General features: G+C 40.0%; 14 protein-coding genes and 3 tRNA genes. 7 read left to right on the plus strand and 10 right to left on the minus strand.

Annotation, left to right across the window (positions count from 1 at the left end; all coding sequences use genetic code 11):
• The coding region (locus FT993_RS03055; RefSeq protein ID WP_305054862.1) for a glutamate ligase domain-containing protein at positions 1 to 585 on the plus strand (585 nt) is incomplete at its 5' end.
• Positions 586 to 867: 282 nt separating this feature from the next.
• On the opposite strand, the gene FT993_RS03060 is transcribed toward FT993_RS03055, so the two are convergent.
• The 10 genes from FT993_RS03060 to FT993_RS03105 all read right to left on the minus strand — a co-directional run bounded on the left by FT993_RS03060 (position 868) and on the right by FT993_RS03105 (position 8,474).
• A tRNA-Val gene (locus FT993_RS03060) sits at positions 868 to 942 on the minus strand.
• 26 nt (positions 943 to 968) lie between these two features.
• A tRNA-Val gene (locus FT993_RS03065) sits at positions 969 to 1,043 on the minus strand.
• Between the two features lie 26 nt (positions 1,044 to 1,069).
• Positions 1,070 to 1,144: transfer RNA gene (locus tag FT993_RS03070), tRNA-Val, on the minus strand.
• Positions 1,145 to 1,271: 127 nt separating this feature from the next.
• The gene (locus tag FT993_RS03075; RefSeq protein ID WP_147861075.1) at positions 1,272 to 2,492 is read right to left on the minus strand and encodes a folylpolyglutamate synthase/dihydrofolate synthase family protein; all 1,221 of its coding nucleotides are present in this window, start codon (positions 2,490 to 2,492) and stop codon (positions 1,272 to 1,274) included.
• Positions 2,493 to 2,496: 4 nt separating this feature from the next.
• Positions 2,497 to 3,363, minus strand: coding sequence for an energy transducer TonB (locus FT993_RS03080; RefSeq protein ID WP_147861076.1), 867 nt, complete (start codon positions 3,361 to 3,363; stop codon positions 2,497 to 2,499).
• Between the two features lie 3 nt (positions 3,364 to 3,366).
• Positions 3,367 to 3,756 carry a biopolymer transporter ExbD gene (locus tag FT993_RS03085; protein ID WP_147861077.1) on the minus strand — a complete coding sequence of 130 codons (390 nt, stop codon included), beginning with the start codon at positions 3,754 to 3,756 and terminating at the stop codon, positions 3,367 to 3,369.
• A gap of 3 nt (positions 3,757 to 3,759) precedes the next feature.
• Positions 3,760 to 4,452, minus strand: coding sequence for a MotA/TolQ/ExbB proton channel family protein (locus FT993_RS03090; protein ID WP_147861090.1), 693 nt, complete (start codon positions 4,450 to 4,452; stop codon positions 3,760 to 3,762).
• Between the two features lie 140 nt (positions 4,453 to 4,592).
• Positions 4,593 to 5,972 (minus strand): sodium:proton antiporter NhaD, encoded by a 1,380-nt coding sequence (gene nhaD, locus FT993_RS03095; protein WP_147861078.1) that lies wholly within the window; start codon positions 5,970 to 5,972, stop codon positions 4,593 to 4,595.
• A 9-nt stretch (positions 5,973 to 5,981) separates the two neighbouring features.
• Positions 5,982 to 7,208 carry a Glu/Leu/Phe/Val dehydrogenase dimerization domain-containing protein gene (locus FT993_RS03100; RefSeq protein WP_147861091.1) on the minus strand — a complete coding sequence of 409 codons (1,227 nt, stop codon included), beginning with the start codon at positions 7,206 to 7,208 and terminating at the stop codon, positions 5,982 to 5,984.
• A gap of 198 nt (positions 7,209 to 7,406) precedes the next feature.
• Positions 7,407 to 8,474 (minus strand): anhydro-N-acetylmuramic acid kinase, encoded by a 1,068-nt coding sequence (locus FT993_RS03105; RefSeq protein ID WP_147861079.1) that lies wholly within the window; start codon positions 8,472 to 8,474, stop codon positions 7,407 to 7,409.
• An 85-nt stretch (positions 8,475 to 8,559) separates the two neighbouring features.
• Here FT993_RS03105 and FT993_RS03110 point away from each other — a divergent pair, with 85 nt between their 5' ends.
• The 6 genes from FT993_RS03110 to FT993_RS03135 all read left to right on the plus strand — a co-directional run bounded on the left by FT993_RS03110 (position 8,560) and on the right by FT993_RS03135 (position 22,719).
• Complete coding sequence (locus tag FT993_RS03110) at positions 8,560 to 9,702, plus strand: acyl-CoA dehydrogenase (protein ID WP_147861080.1); 1,143 nt, start codon at positions 8,560 to 8,562, stop codon at positions 9,700 to 9,702.
• Between the two features lie 192 nt (positions 9,703 to 9,894).
• Positions 9,895 to 13,125: a T9SS type A sorting domain-containing protein gene (locus FT993_RS03115; protein ID WP_147861081.1), complete on the plus strand. Its 3,231-nt coding sequence runs from the start codon at positions 9,895 to 9,897 to the stop codon at positions 13,123 to 13,125.
• A gap of 296 nt (positions 13,126 to 13,421) precedes the next feature.
• Positions 13,422 to 13,619: a hypothetical protein gene (locus FT993_RS03120; RefSeq protein WP_147861082.1), complete on the plus strand. Its 198-nt coding sequence runs from the start codon at positions 13,422 to 13,424 to the stop codon at positions 13,617 to 13,619.
• A gap of 30 nt (positions 13,620 to 13,649) precedes the next feature.
• A complete protein-coding gene (locus FT993_RS03125) occupies positions 13,650 to 18,233 on the plus strand; it encodes a T9SS type A sorting domain-containing protein (protein ID WP_147861083.1) in 4,584 nt (1,527 codons plus the stop codon).
• A 9-nt stretch (positions 18,234 to 18,242) separates the two neighbouring features.
• Positions 18,243 to 21,275, plus strand: coding sequence for a T9SS type A sorting domain-containing protein (locus tag FT993_RS03130; protein ID WP_147861084.1), 3,033 nt, complete (start codon positions 18,243 to 18,245; stop codon positions 21,273 to 21,275).
• A 154-nt stretch (positions 21,276 to 21,429) separates the two neighbouring features.
• Entirely contained in the window at positions 21,430 to 22,719 is a 1,290-nt protein-coding gene (locus FT993_RS03135) for an OmpA family protein (protein WP_147861085.1), read from the plus strand.
• The last annotated feature ends 44 nt before the right edge of the window (positions 22,720 to 22,763 follow it).

Here is a 22,763-nt window from a genome sequence, read left to right on the forward strand (position 1 = left end):
TACTCCATACACAAAACAACCAACAATAATTTCGCTCAAATTAAAATAGGTAACGAAGTTATTCAAACCCAATTATTAGGTTTATACAATGCTCAAAATGCAGCGGCGGCGGCGGCTATCGGGCAGTATTTTGAAGTTCCTATGCACCATATTAAAGAAGCCCTAAGCAGCTACCAACCCAGTAATAACCGCTCGCAAATTACGAATCACGGTAGTATAAAAATTATTATGGATGCTTACAATGCCAACCCCACCAGTATGCTCGCTGCCTTAGAAGAAGTGTCAAAACTCAAAGCCGACAAAAAGACTATAATTTTAGGCGATATGTTTGAGGTCGGCCCCACTTGGAAGAAAGAACATCAAACCATAGTCGACACGCTTAAAAAGCAAGAATACACAAACGTATTTCTCTGCGGAAAACAGTTTATGCAAACCAACTTACCCGAGCATTTCCAGGCAGTAGCCGATACAAAGGAATTAATCCCAGTGCTACGCGAAAAGGACTTTAGTGAGCAGCTCATCTTTATTAAAGGGTCTCGAGGAATGGCGCTAGAACAGTTATTGCCATACCTTAAAGAACAATAAAAACCACTTTCTATATAAAAGCGAAAAAATAAAATACTTTAAAACTTTGAAAAACACAAAATCTCTCAAGCCCTAGCGGCTTGCAGATTTTTTGTTTACACCCACTACTTCATAAAAAAAGGGATTCAAGATCCCAAAGCGAAACCAAAATAGGAAATACAATCCCTCAAGCTTTAGCAGCTTGGAGATTTTTTGTTTACATCCACTACTTCAAGCTGGGGCTTGGTAGTGGGTGTAAACAAAAAATCCCGATGAAAGTCTTCATCGGGATTGTGCTTCTTGTGGGCGCGAAGGGATTCGAACCCCTGACCCCTTGGGTGTAAACCAAGTGCTCTGAACCAACTGAGCTACGCGCCCAATTTTTTTGTGAAAGCTTTTTGTTGTGGGCGCGAAGGGATTCGAACCCCTGACCCCTTGGGTGTAAACCAAGTGCTCTGAACCAACTGAGCTACGCGCCCAATTTTTTTGTGAAAGCTTTTTGTTGTGGGCGCGAAGGGATTCGAACCCCTGACCCCTTGGGTGTAAACCAAGTGCTCTGAACCAACTGAGCTACGCGCCCAAGATAATGGACCGCCAACACAAAAAAATTGTTATTTAAAGAACATAATCGATTTGTAAACACTAATCAATTGCGAGTGCAAATATAAACTATTTATAAATTGCTGCAAGTCTTTAATGAAAAAAAATTAAATTATTTCAGCTACAACAAAAGTACTGCCGCCCACATAAATGATATCACTAAACGAACTCTGCTTTCTGGCTGCGGCAAAGGCTTCTTCAACCGAAGTAAAAACCTCGCCCTTTAAACCAAATTCTAATGCTTTAGATTTTAGTTCTTCCGCTTCCAAAGCTCGCGGAACCTGCGGAGCACAAAAGTAATAGTGTGCATCTTTAGGAAATAAAGGTAAAACCTGAGATAAATCTTTGTCTTGTACTACTCCTAAAACAAAATGCAACTTTTCATGAGGCAAGGCAGTCAATTGCTTTAATACAACTCCCAAACCCTCTTTGTTATGAGCAGTATCGGCAATGCTTAAAGGGGCTTGTTGTAAAATTTCCCAGCGTCCTCGTAAACCAGTACGCTGCACTACTTGAGAAAAGCCTTTACTTATTGCTTCATTAGAAATGGACCAACCCCTGTGCTTTAACACCTCTACACAAGCCATCACGCCTCTGGCATTTCCTTGCTGATAAGTTCCTTTTAAATCCAATTGAATATAGGCGGGCAGTTCGAAATCTCTAGCCCAATACAAAGGTGCTTTTAGTGTTAAACTCCTCTCTTCGAACACTTGATGAGTTTCGGGATGAAACTCACCTATTACCACAGGAACTTGAGACTTGATGATCCCCGCCTTTTCTAATGCAATCGCCTCCAAGGTTTCACCTAAAATTGCAGTATGATCTTTACCAATATTCGTTATCAGAGATAATTCTGGGGTAATGATATTGGTTGAGTCTAATCGTCCCCCTAAACCTACTTCGATTATGGCTACATCTACTTGTTTGCTTGCAAAATAAGCAAAAGCAAGTCCTACACTCATTTCGAAAAAAGAAAGCCTATGTTCTTCTAAGAAAACTTTATGCTGCTGAATAAAATCAACTACAAAATCTTGCTCAATACATTGTCCGTCAATGCGGATACGCTCTGTATAATCCTTTAAATGTGGCGAAGTATATAAACCCACGCGGTAACCAGCTGCCTGTAAAACCGAAGCTAACATATGACTGCTAGAACCTTTCCCGTTGGTACCGCCTACATGAACCGTTTTAAATTTTTTATGGGGAGCACCTAACACCTCAGAAAAAGCCAAAATGTTGGTCAAATCTTTTTTAAAGGCTACTTGACCTTGACGCTGATACATAGGTAGCTGCCCGAACATCCAGTCCAGGGTTTCTTGGTAAGTCATAAATTTATTCAGATAACTTAAATTCGTACTCGATAAAACCGGTTTGTTTGGCAGGGGCGTTAGCATCGCTATTAAATCGTGTAGCCAAGGCAGCGCGTTTGGCGGGCTCCATCAAGCAGGGAGCAGTATTGGTAGTCCCTCGTGCTCCTGGGGTAGCTCGAATCACCTGACCTTGTTGATTGACTTCTATTTTCACTACAACCACACCAGATTCGTTACATTCTTGTACAAATTTTTCTTTATTCAGGGCTTTTCTTCCGCCTAAGCGATAATTGCCATCACCATCTAATCCTTTACCCTGTCCATAATAACTTTTAGCATTGGGATCGCCAGAAGGATCTCCTTTATCTCCCCCGCTGGAATCGTTCCCTTCTCCACCTTGATTGGCTCCATCATTTTCAGGACCGTTTAACAGGTTATTCAAGGCATCAGAGGTTTCTTTAGATGGTTTTTTAGGCTCTTCTTTTACCGGTTCTTGAGGTTTTTCTTTTTCGGGAACCTCTTGTTTTGGTTGTTCTTTCTTATCTTTCTGCTCTTTTTCTACAGGCTGCTTATTCTCCTTTTCCTTGGCGATTACAGGCGCTTCCTCAGTGTCTTGAGTTTGCACTTCGTCGGCTACCGGACTAGAATTTTCTTGCGGACTAGGGGTGGGTTCTGGGGTTTGCTGCTGCGGAGAACTAGCCACTGGCTCGGTGGGTTGCACTTGACCTGAGCCTATTTCTGAAGTCCCAAAATTAATAGCAATTCCATTTTCTGGTGGAGGATCTAAATATGTAAAGCCAAAGAAAAAAAGCAATAAGAAAATTATGGCCGTAATTACACTAGTAATGGCCGCAGACTTTCGTTCATATTTGGTTTCTAGTAATCGCACAAATTATGGTTTTACCGCTAATACAACTTTAAATTGATTGCGTTTGGCTACATCCATCACATAAACCGCTTCTTGAATAGGCACCGATTCTTCTGCACGCAAGATAATAGTTGGCGTTTCTACACTTTGAAGCCGTTTTTGCAACTCTAGCTCTAAATTCTCTTTACGGATTTGATCCTGATTTATAAACATTTGCATGTCTTTATTGATGCTCACCGCAAGCTCGTGTTTATTGGTAGTTTTACCTTTAGCTTTTGGTAAAATAAGGTCTAAGGCCTCTGGAGTGATCACCGGCGAGGTCAACATAAAAAACACCAACAACAAAAACACGATGTCGGTCATCGAAGACATACTGAATTCTGGGCTAACTTTATTTCTTCCGCGCAAATTCATACCTTAAACGGGTTCATTTAACAAATCAAGGAAATCTACCGCCGTAGCCTCCATTTGATGCACCACTTTATCGGTTTTAACTACCAAATGGTTGTAACCGATATAAGCAACAATACCTACAATTAATCCGGCAACGGTAGTGGTCATCGCCGTATAAATACCTTCTGCAAGAGAACCCATTTCGGCTTGACCGCTACTGCTCGCCAATTCATGAAACGCTAAAACCATACCAATTACGGTTCCCAAGAAACCAATCATAGGAGCAGCTCCGGCTATAGTCGCTAAAACACTAACATTTTTTTCTAACTTATACACTTCTAATCTACCTGCATTTTCTATAGCGGTATTGATATCTTCTAACGGACTACCAATACGGCTGATACCCTTTGCAGTGAGACGAGCCACAGGAGAATTTTCTTGAGCGCATCGCACCTTAGCACCTTCTATATTACCGTTGGCAACATGATCTTTTATTTGGTACATAAAGTTAGCATCGGTTTTTGAGGCGGCTTTTATAGCAAAAAGACGTTCAAAATAAATATATAAAGCGGCGATAAACAGCACGCTTAAAATGGCAATTACAATTATACCGCCAACTCCACCACTGGCTAATAGTTCAAGAAAAGAAAATGTTTTTTCTTGAGGTAAGGCTTCTGCATCTTGAGCTACCTCTTGGGCTACATCTTGTAAAGTCATTAGGTTTAAAAAGTTTAGTTTCATAAGAATAACGATATAAAGCGTGTAAAATTACCTCAACGGCTAAAATTATTTTAAGCGCTTTTACAGGCTCAAAGCTACAATGATTTTTGCAAGCACAAAGAGCCTGTAGTAATTTTTTAACTATAAAAGAATTGCTCGATAAAAACAAAAGTTAACGCACCAGAGATAAATCCGATAGCTGCCAGCCAAGCAATTTTCTTTAAGTACCATATAAAATCAATTTTCTCCATTCCCATCGCGGCGACCCCAGCGGCAGAACCAATTACCAACAAACTACCCCCTGTACCTGCCGAAAAGGCGATAAAATGCCAAATAGGACTATCGGTTTCAAAAGTGTACATCCCCATTGTTGCAGCTACCATAGGTACATTATCTATTAATGCAGAAAGCGCTCCGAGTAATAATACTACTACATCCATATTTGGTATAGCAGCAGAAACCTTTTCGGCTACATAGCGCAGGGTACCCACTTCTTCTCCGCCTATGCTTCCGTAAACCAAACTCTCTAAAGCGGCCACCGATAATAAAATTCCTAAGAAAAAAAGTATACTTGAAAATTCTATTTTAGATAAAGCCTTATGGGTAGAATATAAGTGCTTTTGCTTTTTGGGTAAATTTTTGACGGGTCGAACATACTCTGAAACCAACCAAACTACTCCCAGAGAAAACATCATTCCTAAGTAAGGCGGCAATCCAGTGACTCCTTTAAAGATAGGTACAAAGGCTATTCCTGCTAAACCTACATAAAGCATGGTTTTACTGCTTAATAAACGCTCTGCTTCTTCATCTATAATCATCTCTTTTCGCATGGCTTTTCCTTTGAAGGGCTTTAGTTTGGTAGCAATGAAAAAAGGTACCACAAAACAAACCAATGAAGGAATAATCAGGTATTCAGACAAGCCCAGAGCCGTTACTTTACCGCCAATCCATAGCATGGTAGTAGTAACATCTCCAATAGGCGACCAAGCTCCTCCCGCATTGGCAGCGATGATAATCATACTAGCATACCAAACCCGGTATTTATGACGCACCAAGATTTTACGCAATAAGGTAATTAAAATAATAGTGGCCGTTAGGTTATCGATAATAGCCGAAAGCACAAAAGCCAGGACTCCAAGTATCCATAGTAATTTTACTTTGCTTTTAGGCTTGATTACTTTTTTTATAATCCCAAAACCACGGTGCAAATCGATAATTTCGACAATGGTCATGGCTCCGATTAAAAAGAAGAGAATTTCGCCAATACTGCTGAAATGATGCATCAAGTTGGCTTTAAAACCATACAATTGCGCATCGGTGTCGGGCTGATCAATTTGAAAAATATGACCGTGAGAATCGACAATAGAAAACCAACCCTGATTAAATCCAATGGCCAAAAGCCCCCACATTAGGGTTCCCATTAACAAAGCAGGAACCGCCTTATCTAATTTAAGCGGATGCTCTAAAGTAATGGCTAAATAGCCCATTACAAATGTAAAAATTAATAAGCTTGTCATTTTTAAAAGTTAGATTAATTTTTCTAAGGCAATCTCAAAAGCCGTTTGCGATAGATGAATAGGATTATTGTTTTTAGAATATACATCTTCTAAGGCTTGTTTAATGGTATGTGAAACATCATTAAATATAGCCTCATCTTCAATCTTAGCCTTGGGCTGCATCAAATAGGCAAACACACGAGCCATACCGCAATTAGATATAAAATCTGGGATTATGCTTACATGCTTATCGGTATATTCCATAATGGGTCCAAAGAAAATCGCTTCATCGGCAAAAGGAACATTGGCACCGCTTGTAATCACTTCTAGACCTCCTTCAATCATCTGCTCTACTTGTTTTTGGGTAACCAATCGTGAAGCTGCACAGGGAGCAAAAATTTGTGCTCCTAGGCTCCAAATCTTTTCATTCACCTCCTCAAAACTAAGCATATTATCAGCCTTAAGCGCATTACCTTCACGCGTAGCATATAAGTCTTTCAGACGCTCAAAAGAAATGCCCTCTGGCTCGATAATACCGCCAGTTCTATCTATAATTCCAACAATTTTAACACCCATAGTCGCCAAGTAAAAAGCAGCGGCACCGCCTACATTACCAAAACCTTGTACAATGGCTTTTTTGCCAGCCAATGCACCTCCATAAATTTCGTAATAATGCTTAACGGCTTCGGCAACACCGTATCCTGTGATTAAATCGCCAACCGTATAACTTTGCTCGGCATTAGGCAAAAAAATAGAGGTATCTACTTGCTTAGAAACCCCTTGTTTGAGTTGGTTGATGCGGATGTTTTTTTCGTGCTCATCGGTGTTGAAATGCCCCTGAAAAACTCCTTCTTGTGGATGAGAGACACCATAAGCTTGTGTAATGGGAATGACCTCTGTGCGCTGATCTACATTCATATCGCCGCCCGTACCGTAATAATTCTTTAGCAACGGACTCACCGCTTGGAACCATCTTTTTAAAACTCCCTGCTTGCGCGGATCGGCCGGATCAAAATTTATACCCGATTTAGCTCCGCCGATAGGTGGACCACATACCGAAAATTTTATTTCCATGGTCTTTGCCAATGAAAGTACTTCATTTTTATCTAATCCTTTACGCATACGCGTACCCCCACCAGCAGCACCGCCGCGTAGCGAGTTTATTACCGTCCATCCCTCTGCCTCAGTCTCTCGGTCTTTCCAATGAAAAACAATCTCTGGTTGCTTATTTTCGTATTCTTGTAGTAGTTTTTTCATCATAATTCTAAGTAGGTTCTATAAAAATTTCGCACAAATATAAGTAAACGTAAATGTTAAATAAATAATAAGCTTTTAATTTTATCAGTTTTTTTTTAGCATAAAAAAACAACTAAAAGCAGGCCGGTATTTCATTATCACAGACGCCCTTAATACAGCATTGAGACATATTTTTTTACAAAGTTGTCTGGTTTAGCTTTACGGATGAAATATCACTCCAGAAGAATGATCGCGGGAGGCGCCAGTTACACTAGCATAAACATTATTTAATCCGCTTAAGCGCAACATGCCCAAGAAGGCAAAAACCAAGGCTTCTTTAAAATGGATAAGTTCATCTTTTGGCAATATAAGTTGAGCATCTGAAAGAGCTCGGAAACGAGCAATCAAAAATCGGTTAAGCGCACCACCACCTGTAAGCAAAATACGTTGTTCAGGCAGAACCACGGCTGCCAACTGATGCGCCATATGCTCGGTTAGAGTACGCAGCATGCTAGTAGCCGATAAATCGAACTTCGATAGTATGGGCTGGCAAACCGCATTCACCCATTCGAGCCCCAATGATTTAGGTGGCAAACTTTGGTAATAAGCTATGTTTTGTAGTGCATCAAATAAAGTTTCATCAAATGCTCCTTTAGCGGCTAACCGACCTTCTTCATCATAAGCCAAGCCCAATTGATCTGCATACCGGTTCAACAAAATGTTTAACGGACAAATATCGTAGGCAATGCGACGATTTCCTTGATCGTACGAAATATTTGCAAATCCCCCCAAATTGATGCAGGCATCATATTCTCCAAAAAGCAAAGCATCTCCAACGGGAACCAAAGGTGCGCCCTGACCGCCCAGTCGCACATCCTGCACCCTAAAATCACAAACCACACAAACACCTAATAGCTGAGCCAGCTGAGGCAAATTACCAATTTGCAGCGTATAAGCTTTTTCGGGTTGATGAAAGACCGTATGTCCGTGCGAACAAACTGCGGCCACCTCTTGGGCAGGAATTTGGTATTCCCGCATGAATTGACGAACTATATCGGCTAAATATTGGGTGTAATGCTGGTTCAACTCCTCTAAGGCTGAAGAATCAAGCTGTATAGCATTTGCCAAGCTCGCTTGCCATTTAGGCGAATAGCCATAGGTCTTGGCATGCAACAACTCATATTGGTAAGCGTTTCCTTGCTCAATGAAACGCACAGCGACAGCATCTATACCATCTAACGAGGTGCCAGACATTAATCCTAAATAAAGCGGAGATTTCGTTTTCATATTCGTAAAAATAAAACGAATCATTGAATAATTGACTTATATCGAGTATATTTGCAACGTTTTTTTCACAATAAAAAAAATTGCTATGGATTTTAAGCTTACAGAAGAGCACCTGATGATACGCGATGCCGCAAGGGATTTCGCTAAAAATGAATTATTACCTGGCGTAATTGAACGCGATGAAAAACAACTTTTCCCAACCGAACAAGTTAAAAAGATGGGAGAACTAGGCTTTTTAGGTATGATGGTTTCTCCAAAGTACGGAGGTGGTGGTATGGATACCGTTTCTTACGTTTTAGCTATGGAAGAGCTTTCAAAAATAGACGCTTCAGCTTCGGTAATCGTTTCGGTAAACAACTCGTTGGTTTGCTGGGGACTAGAAACTTTCGGTACCGAAGAGCAAAAGCAAAAATACCTAACCAAATTAGCCACTGGCGAATCGATTGGAGCTTTCTGTTTAAGTGAACCCGAAGCAGGTAGTGATGCCACTTCACAACGCACCACAGCTATAGATAAAGGAGACCATTATGTATTAAATGGGACCAAGAACTGGATTACCAATGGGAACAGTGCCGATTATTACTTGGTTATAGCACAAACCGATCGCGAGAAAAAGCACAAAGGAATCAATGCTTTTATCGTTGAAAAAGGATGGGAAGGTTTTGAAGTAGGGCCTAAGGAACAAAAATTAGGAATCCGCGGAAGCGACACACATACCTTAAACTTTAATGATGTTAAGGTTCCTAAAGAAAATAGAATTGGGGCAGATGGCTTTGGTTTTACCTTTGCGATGAAAACCCTTTCTGGAGGTCGAATTGGTATTGCAGCACAAGCTTTAGGTATTGCTAGTGGAGCCTATGAATTGGCCCGTGAGTACTCTAAAATACGTAAAGCATTTGGCACCGAAATTTGCAACCACCAAGCTATCGCTTTTAAGTTAGCCGATATGTATACCGAAATTGCTGCTGCTAGACACCTTGTAATGCAAGCTGCTTGGGATAAAGATATGGGGAATAACTATGACATGAGCGGCGCAATGGCAAAGCTTTATGCTTCAAAAGTGGCCATGGACACTAGCGTAGAAGCCGTTCAAATTCATGGCGGAAATGGTTATGTTAAAGAGTATCACGTTGAGCGTTTAATGCGCGACGCTAAAATTACCCAGATATACGAAGGGACTTCTGAAATCCAAAAAATTGTAATTTCAAGAGGATTGTTAAGAGATTAATTAAATCTATATAATAAAACTAAAACCTGCAGCAAAACTGCAGGTTTTTTTTGTTAATTATTTCCGTAGCAAAACGCAGAAAGTTACCGCTTGTCGTTAAAAGCGTCCTTTTAACGAATAGTTTATAATATTGTAGCTTAAATTTTGGCATTGCCCTAATTTTGCGACTTACTAAAAATAAAAAAACATACTATGGCAAAAAATTACCTTTTTGTACTAGGCTTTTTATGCAGCGCCTTTCTAAGCATTCATGCGCAAGTAACTGGCGTTTATACTGATTACCAAGGCTACTGGCATTCAAGCTCAACAAGCATAAACACAAATAAACCTATAAACTCCCATAATTTAATAGGTTTTACTTTAAATGGTACAGTGTATTCTACAGGAGTAAACGATGATTTACTAACCAATAATTCCGTTACTTTTGTTGCCGAAAATTATCGTGCTTTACCCATTGCCACAATTACTAATTTAGGCGGCTATATTGCTTTAGGTCAGTTGTATGACGGCTTAAATAACAGCGTAAACAACAGCAACAGTCAACCTTTTCAGGAAATCACCAATGGGACACAAGCTGCTTATTTCTTGACCGATGGAATCCAAGGTTTAGACCTAGGTACAGGTATCGCAAATATACCTTCGGGCACCATAACAAACTTTGCGCTTAGTAGCAATGGTATCACCCAAAGCAAAATTAACGATGGAGTACCCGATATTTTAATCGCCACCATTGCCACTCCTACGAGCAGCAACAATGATAGATTAAGTTTTGTTGACACCAATGGAAATATTGTCGGAAATCAAGTGACTGTTTCTTTAAACAACTCGAGTAATTTTCCCGTAGTGGCCAATTGGGATGCTGATTTTTATAATTTTAATAGCACACAAACTGGAGGTGGTTTTATAAATACCCAACGCGGGATTCGCTTTTTGGCAGCTGAATTAAACGATTTTGGAATAGACAATTCAAATTATCAGCAGGTAGTTGGCTTAAGGTATCAATCTAGTGGAACAACAGACCCCGCCTTCTTGGCTTATAACGAGCAAGCTATTGGTGTGGCCAGTCAATTGATAATAGACAGCCAACCTACAAGTTCTGATTGCGACGGTAACCTTCCCTCTTCAATACAAGTACGCATTGCCGACTTTAATGGTGACACCGTTCAACAAGCAGGCTACGCCATAAAAGCTAGCATGTACTCAGGAAGTGGTAACCTATTAGGTACGCTTACGCAAAACACAAATGCTAGCGGTATTGCTATTTTTAACGATCTAGCTTTTGAGGTAGGCGGCGATCACCAGATTATTTTTGAATATACCAGTTTAGATGCAGCCATCACCACTACTATAGAAGAAGCTACCGGATGTAGCGATTTAACGTGGACAGGTGCCGTAAACAGTAACTGGGAAAATACTGGGAATTGGAGTAATCAGGCTATTATTCCAAACGCTAATTATAATGTTATTATCCCAACCGGTTTAACCAACTACCCTAGTTTAAGCAAAAACACGGGAGCTAAAAACCTCACTTTAGGTGATGGTGCTAGCATAGATTTAAACGGTTTCTTATTTAATATTGAAGAAACAATTACACTTGGTAATAATGCCAATATAGCGGGTAGCCAATTGGGTTCTGTTCTTTATTTTTCTGGAGAAAACCCACAAACTTTACCCGATAATTTATTGCAAAATGGCGAATTAGCTAACTTACATTTAGAAAACCCAGCTGGTTTAACGATAAATCAAGACCTGCGCCTTTTAGAAACACTAAAGGTAATCAGCGGAAGCTTAACCACCAACGACAAGCTAACGCTGGCTTGCGAATTTACAAGCCCAGGATTAAGCACAGGAATGGCTCAAGTAGCACCGATTGGCACTAACGGAAGTATAAGTGGTAATTTGACCGCTGAACAATGTTTTCCTGGCAGACGCGCATTTAGATTGATAAGCGCACCACTAAGCACCAGTGTATTATCTAGTAATAATAGTATCCACTATTTCTGGCAAGAAAACGCTTCTGCTTATAACGATAACCCTAATAATCATTATGGTACGCATATTACCGGAACTACGACAGATGGAACAAACGGTTTTGACTACACCCCTAGCGGAAATCCTTCGATGTTTGAATTCAACAATGCCAGTCAGACTTGGAGCCCTATCGCCAATACGAATAACACCAGCCTTAACGCAGGTGATGCTTATCGTATTTTAATCCGCGGAAGCAGAGCGCTAGACGTTACCAAAAACACGGCTACCCCAACAGATACTAAATTACGTACTCGAGGGGAGTTGTTTTCTGGAGAAACAACACTTACAGGATTCAATAGCACAGCAGGTAGTTTTAACTTTTTTGGGAATCCATACCCCGCTGCAGTAGATATGCGCAAGGTATTAAACAGTCCGAAAACTAAAAATGCAGGTCGCTTTATCTATATTTACGATCCGAACTTAGGAGGAAATAACGATGATAACCCAGACAGTTCTACCTTAGGAGGGCGTGGCGGATTTGTAACTTTAGATGCCGATGATTTTTCAGCTTCGGTAGATACTAATGTACAGGGAAATCAAAATACAGAAGCGAATCTGTTTTTACAACCTATGCAAGCTGCCTTTTTTGTAACTGCAAACCAAGGCACAGCTCCTGAATTAAATTTTCAAGAAGGTTTTAAAGCAGTTGACCAGCCCGCTACAGCGGTGTTTAGACCAGCGGCCTCTCACAGCAGTATACAAATAAATTTATACCGCCAACAAGCTTTCTTGAACGGAGAAACGCCACTAGACGGCTTGAAAATTAAATTTGGCGCCAACTTCAACAACCCTATCGATGCTTATGATGCACCCAAATTATTTAATCTAGATGAAAGCATTTCACGGTTTGAACAAGGTCAATATATTGCTATAGAAAGTAGAGCCTTACCAACAGCCCAAGAAAACTTGACTTTAGCGCTTACCAATTACCGTGCAAAACACTATGTATTACAAATAAATGTAGGAGAGCTTGATCAAAGTGTGTACTTAGAAGACAATTATTTAGGTACCCAACAAATCTTACAAAAAGGAGAAAACACTATTGCTTTTCAAGTAGACGATCAGGTTGCTGCTAGTACAGACCCTTTGCGTTTTAAATTGGTTACCAATAAACGCTTAGGTACAAATATTATAGAGCAGCAAACAGCAAGTATTTATCCAAATCCTTTAAACGGAAATAAGCTGCAGATTGATTTTGATCAACCAAGCACTACCCCTGTAAGTATTGCAATTTATAATTTACTGGGTCAGCGTATTTATCAGCAACAGCTTAACCAACATTCTGGTAAAGTAAGCCTAAGCGATTTAAAGCTTACATCAGGCTTATACTTGATAGAAATTCTAGATTTAGAAAAGCAAATCAAGCAGCAAATCAAACTGCTTAAAAACTAGTTCAGAAGAACTTATTTGGCTTTTAAAAAACCGCTTACCCTTTTCTGGTAAGCGGTTTTTTAGTTTTTATTAATCGATTAAAAGCAATTAATCCCTTTTATCGATAACCAGAAAACCTTTCAACGGGAAAAACCATCGGTTTAACGAATTGTCGACATTTAAGTTTCATTTACAATCACTTGCCCTTAATTTTGTAAGACAAATAATAAAGAACCTTAAGCATTTAAATTCTAACTTATTACTGTTGAGATACTAATCGTTTAGGTTTAAAAAATACACTTTACACCATTTGACTTATGAAAAACACCTTAAGAAAAACCACCGCAGTATTGGCCTTTGCCATTTTATCACTTACTTCTTTTGAAGCAGCAGCACAATTTCCCGGTTTCGATGATGATGTAGACGACGAAACACCTGCAGCTCCAATAGATGGTCTAGTAGCTCTCGGATTTATAGCTGGCGGCTATTTGGGCTTTAGAAAATTACGCAAGTAATTAATCATCTAACTTTTAAAACCGAATCTTATGAAGAAATTTTTACCCAAACATTTATTTATATTCGCTCATGCGCTTTTATTTATAGGTTTGACCGCACAGGCTCAAGAAGGTCCTGGTGGGGTTGGCGATGCCTTGAGCAACCCGTTTTGGTTTGCTGCCGATGCAATTGAAGGTTTAAACAATAGTGACCCAGTGGCCAGTTGGTCTAATTTAGGTGGCGATCTCGAAGTGGCAGCTCAATCTACCGCAAATAGACGTCCTAGCTATTTGATCAACCAGATCAATGGTTTACCAGCACTTTCTTTTGCCACTAATGATTATTTAGATATAGCTAATAACAATACGCTCAACCAAAACGGCCCATTTAGCAGCCGTACTTTTTCTTTAGTTGTTCGAACAGGAAATGACGTAACCGCCCGTCAAGTGATTTATGAAGAAGGAGGAGCGATACGGGGTTTAAACATTTATATAGATAACGGAGAATTATATTTTGGCGGATGGAATACAAGAAGTGATGGCGCCGGTGCACCTTGGGGGTTTGTTTCTACCAAAACAAGCATATCGGCCAACACCAATTATGTAATCAGTTTTCGTTTTGCAGGTAACAGCTCAAAAACAGGAACGCTTGAGGCTTACGTAAATGGAAGTTTAGTGGGCACTCTAATAAATATCGGTAGATTATACAACCATAACCCTGCTGTATTAGGAGCTCAGGCTAATGATAGTTATTACCATGATGGCTCAGACAGCGCCGATAACACCAATTTCTTTACTGGTTTACTAGCAGAGTTTATCATATACAATCAAGCTCTTAATCAAGCTGAACGTCGCTTGGTTGAAAATTACTTGTCTTCCAAATATGACATTAGTCTAAGCGCTAACAACTACAACAATAACGATACGCCTGCTAACGGAAATTTCGACTTTCATTCGGTTGGTATTGCACGCATCAACGCTACAGCTACTTCTTTAAGCTCGAACCGAGGAACGGGAATTATTTTGTTAGAAAATAATACTTTGACTGATGGCGATTACTTGATTTTGAGTAGCGATCAAATAGACAATTTAGCTTTAGAAAGTAGCAGCCAAGGTTGTAGCCTTCAAAGCAGAGATTTATATAGAACCCAGGCCACTTGGCGCGTTAGTAAGAATGGTAGTTTTAATAACACCACGGTTAAAATTGATGTGACCGATTTCCTTTACGGATTCGATCCGGTGAACGATGTTCAACTTGAAGTGTCAACCAATGCGTTTTTTAGCAGCTCAACTACTTATACTGCCAGTGGGTCTAATGCTAACATTATTTCTTTCAACAACATCAGTTTGAATGATGGAGAGTATGTAAAGTTTGTTCTACCTTCAGAAACTATGGGGACAGCTTTACCCGGTGGGGCGTCCAATTTGGCAACTACTAAATTTTGGTGGAGAGCCAGCAGCATTGATCAAGCAAACAATACGCCTGTTGCTTCTTGGACAAACGAAGGAAGCAATAATGAAGATGCCAAGCAAACCATTGCTACAAGACGTCCACAATACAGAACCAACCAAATGAACGCTTACTCAGCTGTTGATTTTGGAACGACCAATACGTATTTGACTATCCCTAACAATTACGACATCAATTTAGGGGGTCCTTTTAACGAGCGTACTTTTACTATGGCTTTTGAAACCGGAAGTGATGTAGGCAGTCGTCAAGTTTTATATGAAGAAGGTGGAAATACCCGAAACCTACATATACTTATCGATGCTGGCAACTTAATTGTAGGCGGGTTTAATAACAGCAACGGCGACGGACCGGGAGATAACTGGGTAGATAAGCAAATAAGTACTACTATTGCTGCCAACACCCGTTATGTGGTAAGCTTTGTTTATGCGGGAGGTCATAATGGTAGTGGCACTCCAAACGGAATTTTTAGAATGTATTTGAATGGCCAGTTAATCAATAGTGTTAATGGAGTAGGATTAATTTATGCGCACGCTGGTAACATTAGTATAGGTGGTCATACAGACACTGTTAGAATGAATGGTAGCAACGGTTCTGGCAACTATTTTACTGGAAAAATAGCCGAATTTGCTATACATGCCAGCGATTTACCCCAAACCCCTATTTTACTCTTACATAATTATTTAGCTGCAAAATACGATATTAATCTATCCGCCAATGATGGCTATGCATTTGATACTACTGCCAACGGCGATTTTGATCATGATTTAGTAGGTATTTACAACGTAGGACAAGCCAAAACCAATAGTCAATTCGGTACGGGTATTGTACAAATCAACAACCCATCCGCTTTAAGTGCAAATGAATTTTTATTAATCGCTGCCAATAGCACCGAATATAGCGAATTAAATACATCCGATTTAGCTTGTAACTCCAATACGGCAGATAATCAAAGACTAAACACCTTATGGCGCGCAAGCGAGCTGGGTAATGTAGGTACAGTAGATTTAAATTTAAATTTAAGCAACTTAGCAATACCTACCAATGGTTTTACTAGCATTGAATTGTTAATTAGTAGCGATGCCGCTTTTACCAGTTCTACCAGCATTAGCGCTAACACATTAACTTGTGCGCAAGCGAATTTTAGCGGAGTAAATTTTAGCAATGGCGATTATTTTACCTTCCGTATAAACGGTTTAGAACCGATAACATGGGACGGTTCACAATACCTTTACGGATCAGGTTTAAATCAAGCTCCAGGTCTTCAAGATGCCGGACGTAAATTTGTGGTACAAGCAGGAAGTACAGCTAGCCTAAATCAAAATGCTCAAGTAGGTTGTATGCGTATTGCGAGTGGAGCAAACCTAACAGTGGCTAATGGTATAAATTTATCACTTACAGGAAATGTTGACAATCAAGGGAGCTTAAACGCTGATGAAGCCAGTTTAAGTTTCGATGGCGAAAGCCTTCAAGTAATCAGCGGTAATCAAAGCTTAAGCGCGGGTGAGCTAAGCATCAACAATACCGCCGGAGTTGAGATTGCCAACGATCCAAACCTAGAGGTACGCATTCAAGAGGTATTGCGTATCAATCAAGGTAACTTAGCAACCAATGGAAAATTGGTTCTAGCTTGCCAATTCACAGATCTTACACAACGTGTAGCTCAAATAGCCGATTTATCAAGCGGTAGTATAACCGGTGAAATTATGACCGAACAATGTATTCCCGCAAAACGTGCTTTTAGATTGGTTACTTCACCAGTAACTACTACTACAAGCATTCATGCCAACTGGCAAGAAGGAGCCAACGCCTGGAATAACGACCCCAACCCTGGATATGGTACGCATATTACAGGAACTCTTGTTGATCAAGACAATGGCTTTGATCTTACACCAAGCGGAAATCCGTCGTTGTACCTGTTCAATAACGCAAATCAGCAATGGGCAGCAATAGGTAATACCAATAACAATACACTCACTGCGGGAGCGCCTTTACGCTTGATGGTACGCGGCGACCGAGGCACAGACATCACCATAAATGCAGCCGCACCTAGCAATACGATATTGCGTGCAAAAGGAACTATAAATGCTGGAGATTATACGCACGGAAGCGATTTCAACAACAGCTTAGATGCTTTTAATTTCTTTGGAAATCCTTATCCTGCCGCTGTAGATATGATTCAAGTCTTAGATGACATAAATACAACCAACCTTAAAAATGGATATTATATTTGGGATCCGCAATTGAATGGAGCTAATGGACGTGGAGCTTTTGTAACCATCGATACGGATACTGGAATTCCAGTACCCGTAACATCAGATGCTAACCAGTTTTTGCAACCGGGCCAAGCTGCTTTTGTAGTAACAAATAACCAAAACACTACCCCTAGTTTACAATTTAAAGAGAGCTATAAAAATGTTGACGTTATACAAACTACGGTTTTCAGTTCAAATAAAGCTGCGTCTAGTCTAGACATCAGCCTCTTTGCTCAAGATGCTTACCTCAACCAAAGCACCGCAAGTGATGGGATACGTATCAAATGGGACGCCAGCTACTCGAGTAGCTATGGAAATGAAGATTTACCTAAGTTTGGAAACTTAGATGAAAATTTAGCCGTAATCAATGGGCAGTATTATACGGCAATTGATCGTAGAGATTTACCTCAACAAGGTGAAAGCATTCCTTTGTTTATCAATCAATACCGTCAATCTAGCTACGTATTGAAGTTTGATTTTGAAAATTTACCGCAACGTGAGTTAATCTTAGTCGATCATTATAAGAACAAACAGGTTAGCATCCAGCAAAACGGACAAATATATGCTTTTAGCGTGGATAGCAATTTACCAGCAAGTATTGATGCCAATCGTTTTGAGTTGCAATTTGGTCGTACACTAGGCGACATAAGCCTTACACAAGCTGATTTAAGTATGTATCCTAATCCGGTGAACGGCGAAAACCTTAACCTGCTTTTACCTAACAACTTATCTGGTAACTTAGAAGTTGAAGTAACTGATATACTTGGTAAAACAGTACTAGTACGAAACTTAGAAACTCAAGAAAATCAAGCACAAGTTTCGGTTCAAAGTTTACCTGCGGGTATTTACTTAGTGCGTGTGATACATCAAGCTAGTCAATCGCAATGGGTACAAAAGTTAATTAAAGAATAATAAATCTATATGCGAAAAGTTGGTTTACTACTCAGTTTTTTACTTACAACAACTTGGTCGATAGGTCTGCACGCACAATGTGCAGACGGTACGACCGACCCAACACCGGGAGATTTTATCGACAATCAATGGACCGCCTACGCATACAACCTTGTTTCAGTAGGAAGTAGCGATCCGGCTTTTGACCAAAGAAATTATAGTGATTACCGCGGTTACTATATAGACGATGGTTATGGAACAGCTGATTTGAGCTTTGACTCGCGCCAATCATTTGTTATTAACCAAAGTCCGAGTAATGCAAGTAATTATATAGGTTGTTCGGTGACTCCTAACAATCATATGGTGAGTTACAAGCGTAAAGGCTTTCCAGCTGGTTCGTATAGCTTGTCTATCGTAAGTGCGCCCGGACAACCTTCTGGGCGAGCCCATGATGATAATGTATGGATCATAATAGATGGCATTGTTGTTTTTCAACACGATGGATGCTGTGATACCCATGCCAATGCGTGGACAGGTAATTTAAATGCAAATTCTGAAGTAGAATACGTTTGGATAGAACGTCCAGGAAACTCTTATGGTGCTTTACAAGTTGAACCCTTAAATACACCTGGCTTAATCTATGGAACCAACGAATGGTATGTAAGTGTTTATAGCGATAAAGCTTTTAGTGTATTAGAAGGCTCTTATACCGAGACCAATCTAAATTTTGATACAGCAGACCGTTGGCCAGATAACGGCACCCCATCTAATGCGAATGCTACCAGTGGTAATGCTTATTCTGGTAATCCTGTAAATAGTAACAACCACTCCTATACCTATGCACGTGAGGGTTTTCCTTGCGGGATATATCAAATAGATATTATACGACACGACGATGATGTGCGTTTAATTGTAGACAACGAGTTGGTGTATAGCAGCAATAGCTGGGATAGACGCAATGGTGTTCCCAACGTTTGGCAAGGTTATCTAGGCACTAATTCTAAAATTTCCTTTTCTATTGTTGAGGATGCAGGAGCTTCTCGTGGTGCGCTAAGCTTTGTACCCATAGCTGTACCAAGTAGCGGTAATAATATGGTTATTTGGACCGGTGCCATCGATAGCGATGTCTCAAAAGCTGGAAACTGGTGTGTAGATGATCCTTCATTGGTAACCGAACCAGAATTACATATACCAGCCAATGTGCCCAATTTTCCTAATTTCGATGTGAGTTTTAATGCTAAAGATGTTAATATCTATTCTGAGGCAAACATAAGCATTACTAATACCTTGACCCTATCGGGGAATGTTAATAATGAAGGAAGTATCATCAATTCTGAAAGTGGACAATTAAATTTTGATGATTCAGGAAACTCCTCCACCCAAGAAATTATGGGCGCAGGATTTACCATAGGATCCATTAACTTAGCGGGAGATCTTAATCTTAGCACTTCTACTCCTATTCGTTTGTTAAATCATTTGACTTTCACCAATACGGCGAACCTGGCCACTAATGATAATTTAGTCTTGGCTTGTCGTTTTAATGATGCCGCCAATCGTGTAGCTCAAATAGGAGAATTGGTAAGCGGTAGCAGTGTCACTGGTAATGTGATTACCGAACAATGTATCCCTGCACGCCGTGCCTTTAGATTAGTGACCTCGCCAGTAAGCACTACCACGAGTATTCACGATAACTGGCAGGAAGGCGCTAATGCTTGGGACAATAACCCCAATCCTGGTTATGGAACACATATTACAGGGACAAATTCAGATCAGACCAATGGTTTCGATCTTACAGATAGTGGAAACCCTTCTTTGTTCTTGTTCAACAATACCAGTCAACAATGGTCGGCTATAGACAATACCGACATCAATACACTTAGTGCAGGAGAACCCTTACGTTTAATGGTGCGTGGTGACCGTTCGACAAATATAAAAAGCAATGCTGCTGCACCTAGCAATACCATCTTACGAGCAACTGGAAACATACTAAGCGGAGATGTATTATACAACACTCAATTTAACCAAAATGCCGATGCCTTTAATTTCTTTGGTAACCCATACCCTGCGGCCGTAGATATGGGAATGGTATTAAACGATGCTGCTACCACTAACCTAAAGCAAGATTATATTGTTTGGGATGCACAGATGGGCGTACGCGGAGCATTTGTATCTATTGATATGGATGACGGTTCAGCTATTGATGGAGCTACTGGTTCTGCTGCCAATCAATTCTTACAGCCAGGTCAAGCGGCTTTTGTGGTCACTCAAACAACAGGAGCCACTCCTTCAATGATGTTTAAAGAGGCTTATAAAAATATAAATCAGGCACAGACCGCCGTGTTTAGCACAGGAAATGATATACCGAGTTTAACACTACAACTCTATACACAAAATCAATTCTTGAATCAAGAAAAACCCCGTGATGCCGTACGCATCAAATGGGATTCGCAATACAGCAACGCGTATGCAGGAGAAGACTTACCTAAGTTTGGTAATTTAGATGAAAATATAGCGGTTGTAAATGGACAGGCTTACACGAGTATCGATCGTAGAAACCTGCCACAAACGGGAGAGACCATTCCACTATTTGTGAATCAATACCGAGAAAACCAGTACAGTTTGCAATTTACTTTTGAAAGTTTACCAGGGTTAAACCTGTACTTAGTAGACCAGTATAAAAACAAGGAGGCACTAGTTAGCAAAAACGGACAAGTTTATAATTTTAGTGTAGACGGTAGTTTACCCGGCAGCATTGCTCAAGATAGATTCTATTTTAAATGGGGCAGCCAGCTAAGTATTGCTGAAGAAACTGCAAGCGTATACCAAATATACCCAGTACCGGCACACAACCTGTTAAATTTACAACTTAATTCAGGTGAAAACCGAGCCCGTCAAGTACAGGTGTATAATATGCTAGGACAAAAATTAATTCAACAGAATATTGATAAAAACCAGTCCACGTATAGCGTAAATTTAAGCAAACTACAGACAGGAAATTATGTACTGGTATTGATTGACGATAATGGCCAAAACCTATACCGTGAGCAGTTTATAAAAAATTAAAATAAGATATTTAACGAAAATTTTAAATTAAATAAAACAGATTTATCTAGATTTGTTTGATAAGATGTAAGTTTCCTTTAATAAAAGGGCAAATAATTTTAACACTCTAAAAACTATATTATCTTTGCTCTATCTTACAAGTAACCTAAACACTATGAAGAAAATTACTTTATTATTTGCTTTGGCCTTATTCGGCACACAAGCACAAGCACAAGAAACAGAAGATCAAGATTATAATCATTGGTCGATTGAAGCAGGTTTCGGTATGACCGAACCGGGTAGAGGTTTTGAAAATGACAACGCTGGGGCAGCCTATAACTCCTCTTTCACCAGCTCTTTAGGCGGTGAACTAGCAGTACGTTATATGATCAACGATAAGTTTGGTCTTAAATTAGGAGGTCACTACAGTAAGATTAATGAAGACGATGAGTCTTTGGCTTTTGAAACTACTTACTCCCGTGCCACCTTAGAAGCCGTTGCCAATTTAGGTTCAATTTTAGGTTTTAGAGAGTGGACAAACGGTTTCAACTTATTGTTCCACGCAGGGGGTGGGGTTGCTTTTTACCAATTTGGTGACGATGCCATCTACGCCGATGAGAACGATTCTTCTCCTGTATTTATGGCCGGTATCACCCCTCAAATCCGTTTAAGCGATCGTGTAGCGCTTTATGGAGATATAACTTATGCTGGGCATTTAGGACAGACCTACACTTGGGAAGGTAATCAAGAAGTGAATACTATCCGCTCATTTGAATCGGAAGCTCTAACCGCAGCCATTGGTATACAGGTTTACCTAGGAAAACACAGTAAACACGCTGACTGGGTAGACATCATTAATCAAAAAGAATTAACCCAAGAATTAGACAGCATCCAGAATCGTCTAAGTAAAATCGAAGACGATATGCTAGATTCAGATATGGATGGCGTGCCTAACTACTTAGATCGTGAGCCTAACACTACCAATGGTGTAGCCGTAGATACTAACGGTAGAGCGGTAGACACCAACAACAATGGTATTCCAGATGAATTAGAGGCTTCTTTAGAAAAACGTTATATGACCAAAGAAAAAGCTGCAGCCCAGAACGCTGGTTCAGGAACTATCAAGTCTTTGATCAACGATGGTTATGTAAACGTATATTTCGAATTCAACAGCACCAATCCAGAAGTTTACTCGTATGAGGCTATCAATTATTTGATTACCTATATGCGCCAGAATCCTTCTGCAAAAGCAAGCTTAACAGGATATGCCGATGAAATTGGTAACCCACAATATAACTTAGATTTATCTAAGCGAAGAGCCAAGAAAGTTTATGATATTTTAGTAGCTTCTGGAATAAGCGAAGATCGCTTAAGCCACGACGGTGAGGGAATTGACGATTCAGTAGATAAGTCTTCTGCAGAAGCTAGACAATTGGTACGTCGCGTAACCTTTAAATTACACTAAGCCTAAGCGCTTTAGTATAAGAATAAAAAACAGCTCCAAAATTG

Origin of the sequence: Mesonia sp. HuA40 (assembly GCF_008017835.1) — a bacterium.
In the GTDB taxonomy this organism is placed as follows: Bacteria; Bacteroidota; Bacteroidia; order Flavobacteriales; family Flavobacteriaceae; genus Mesonia.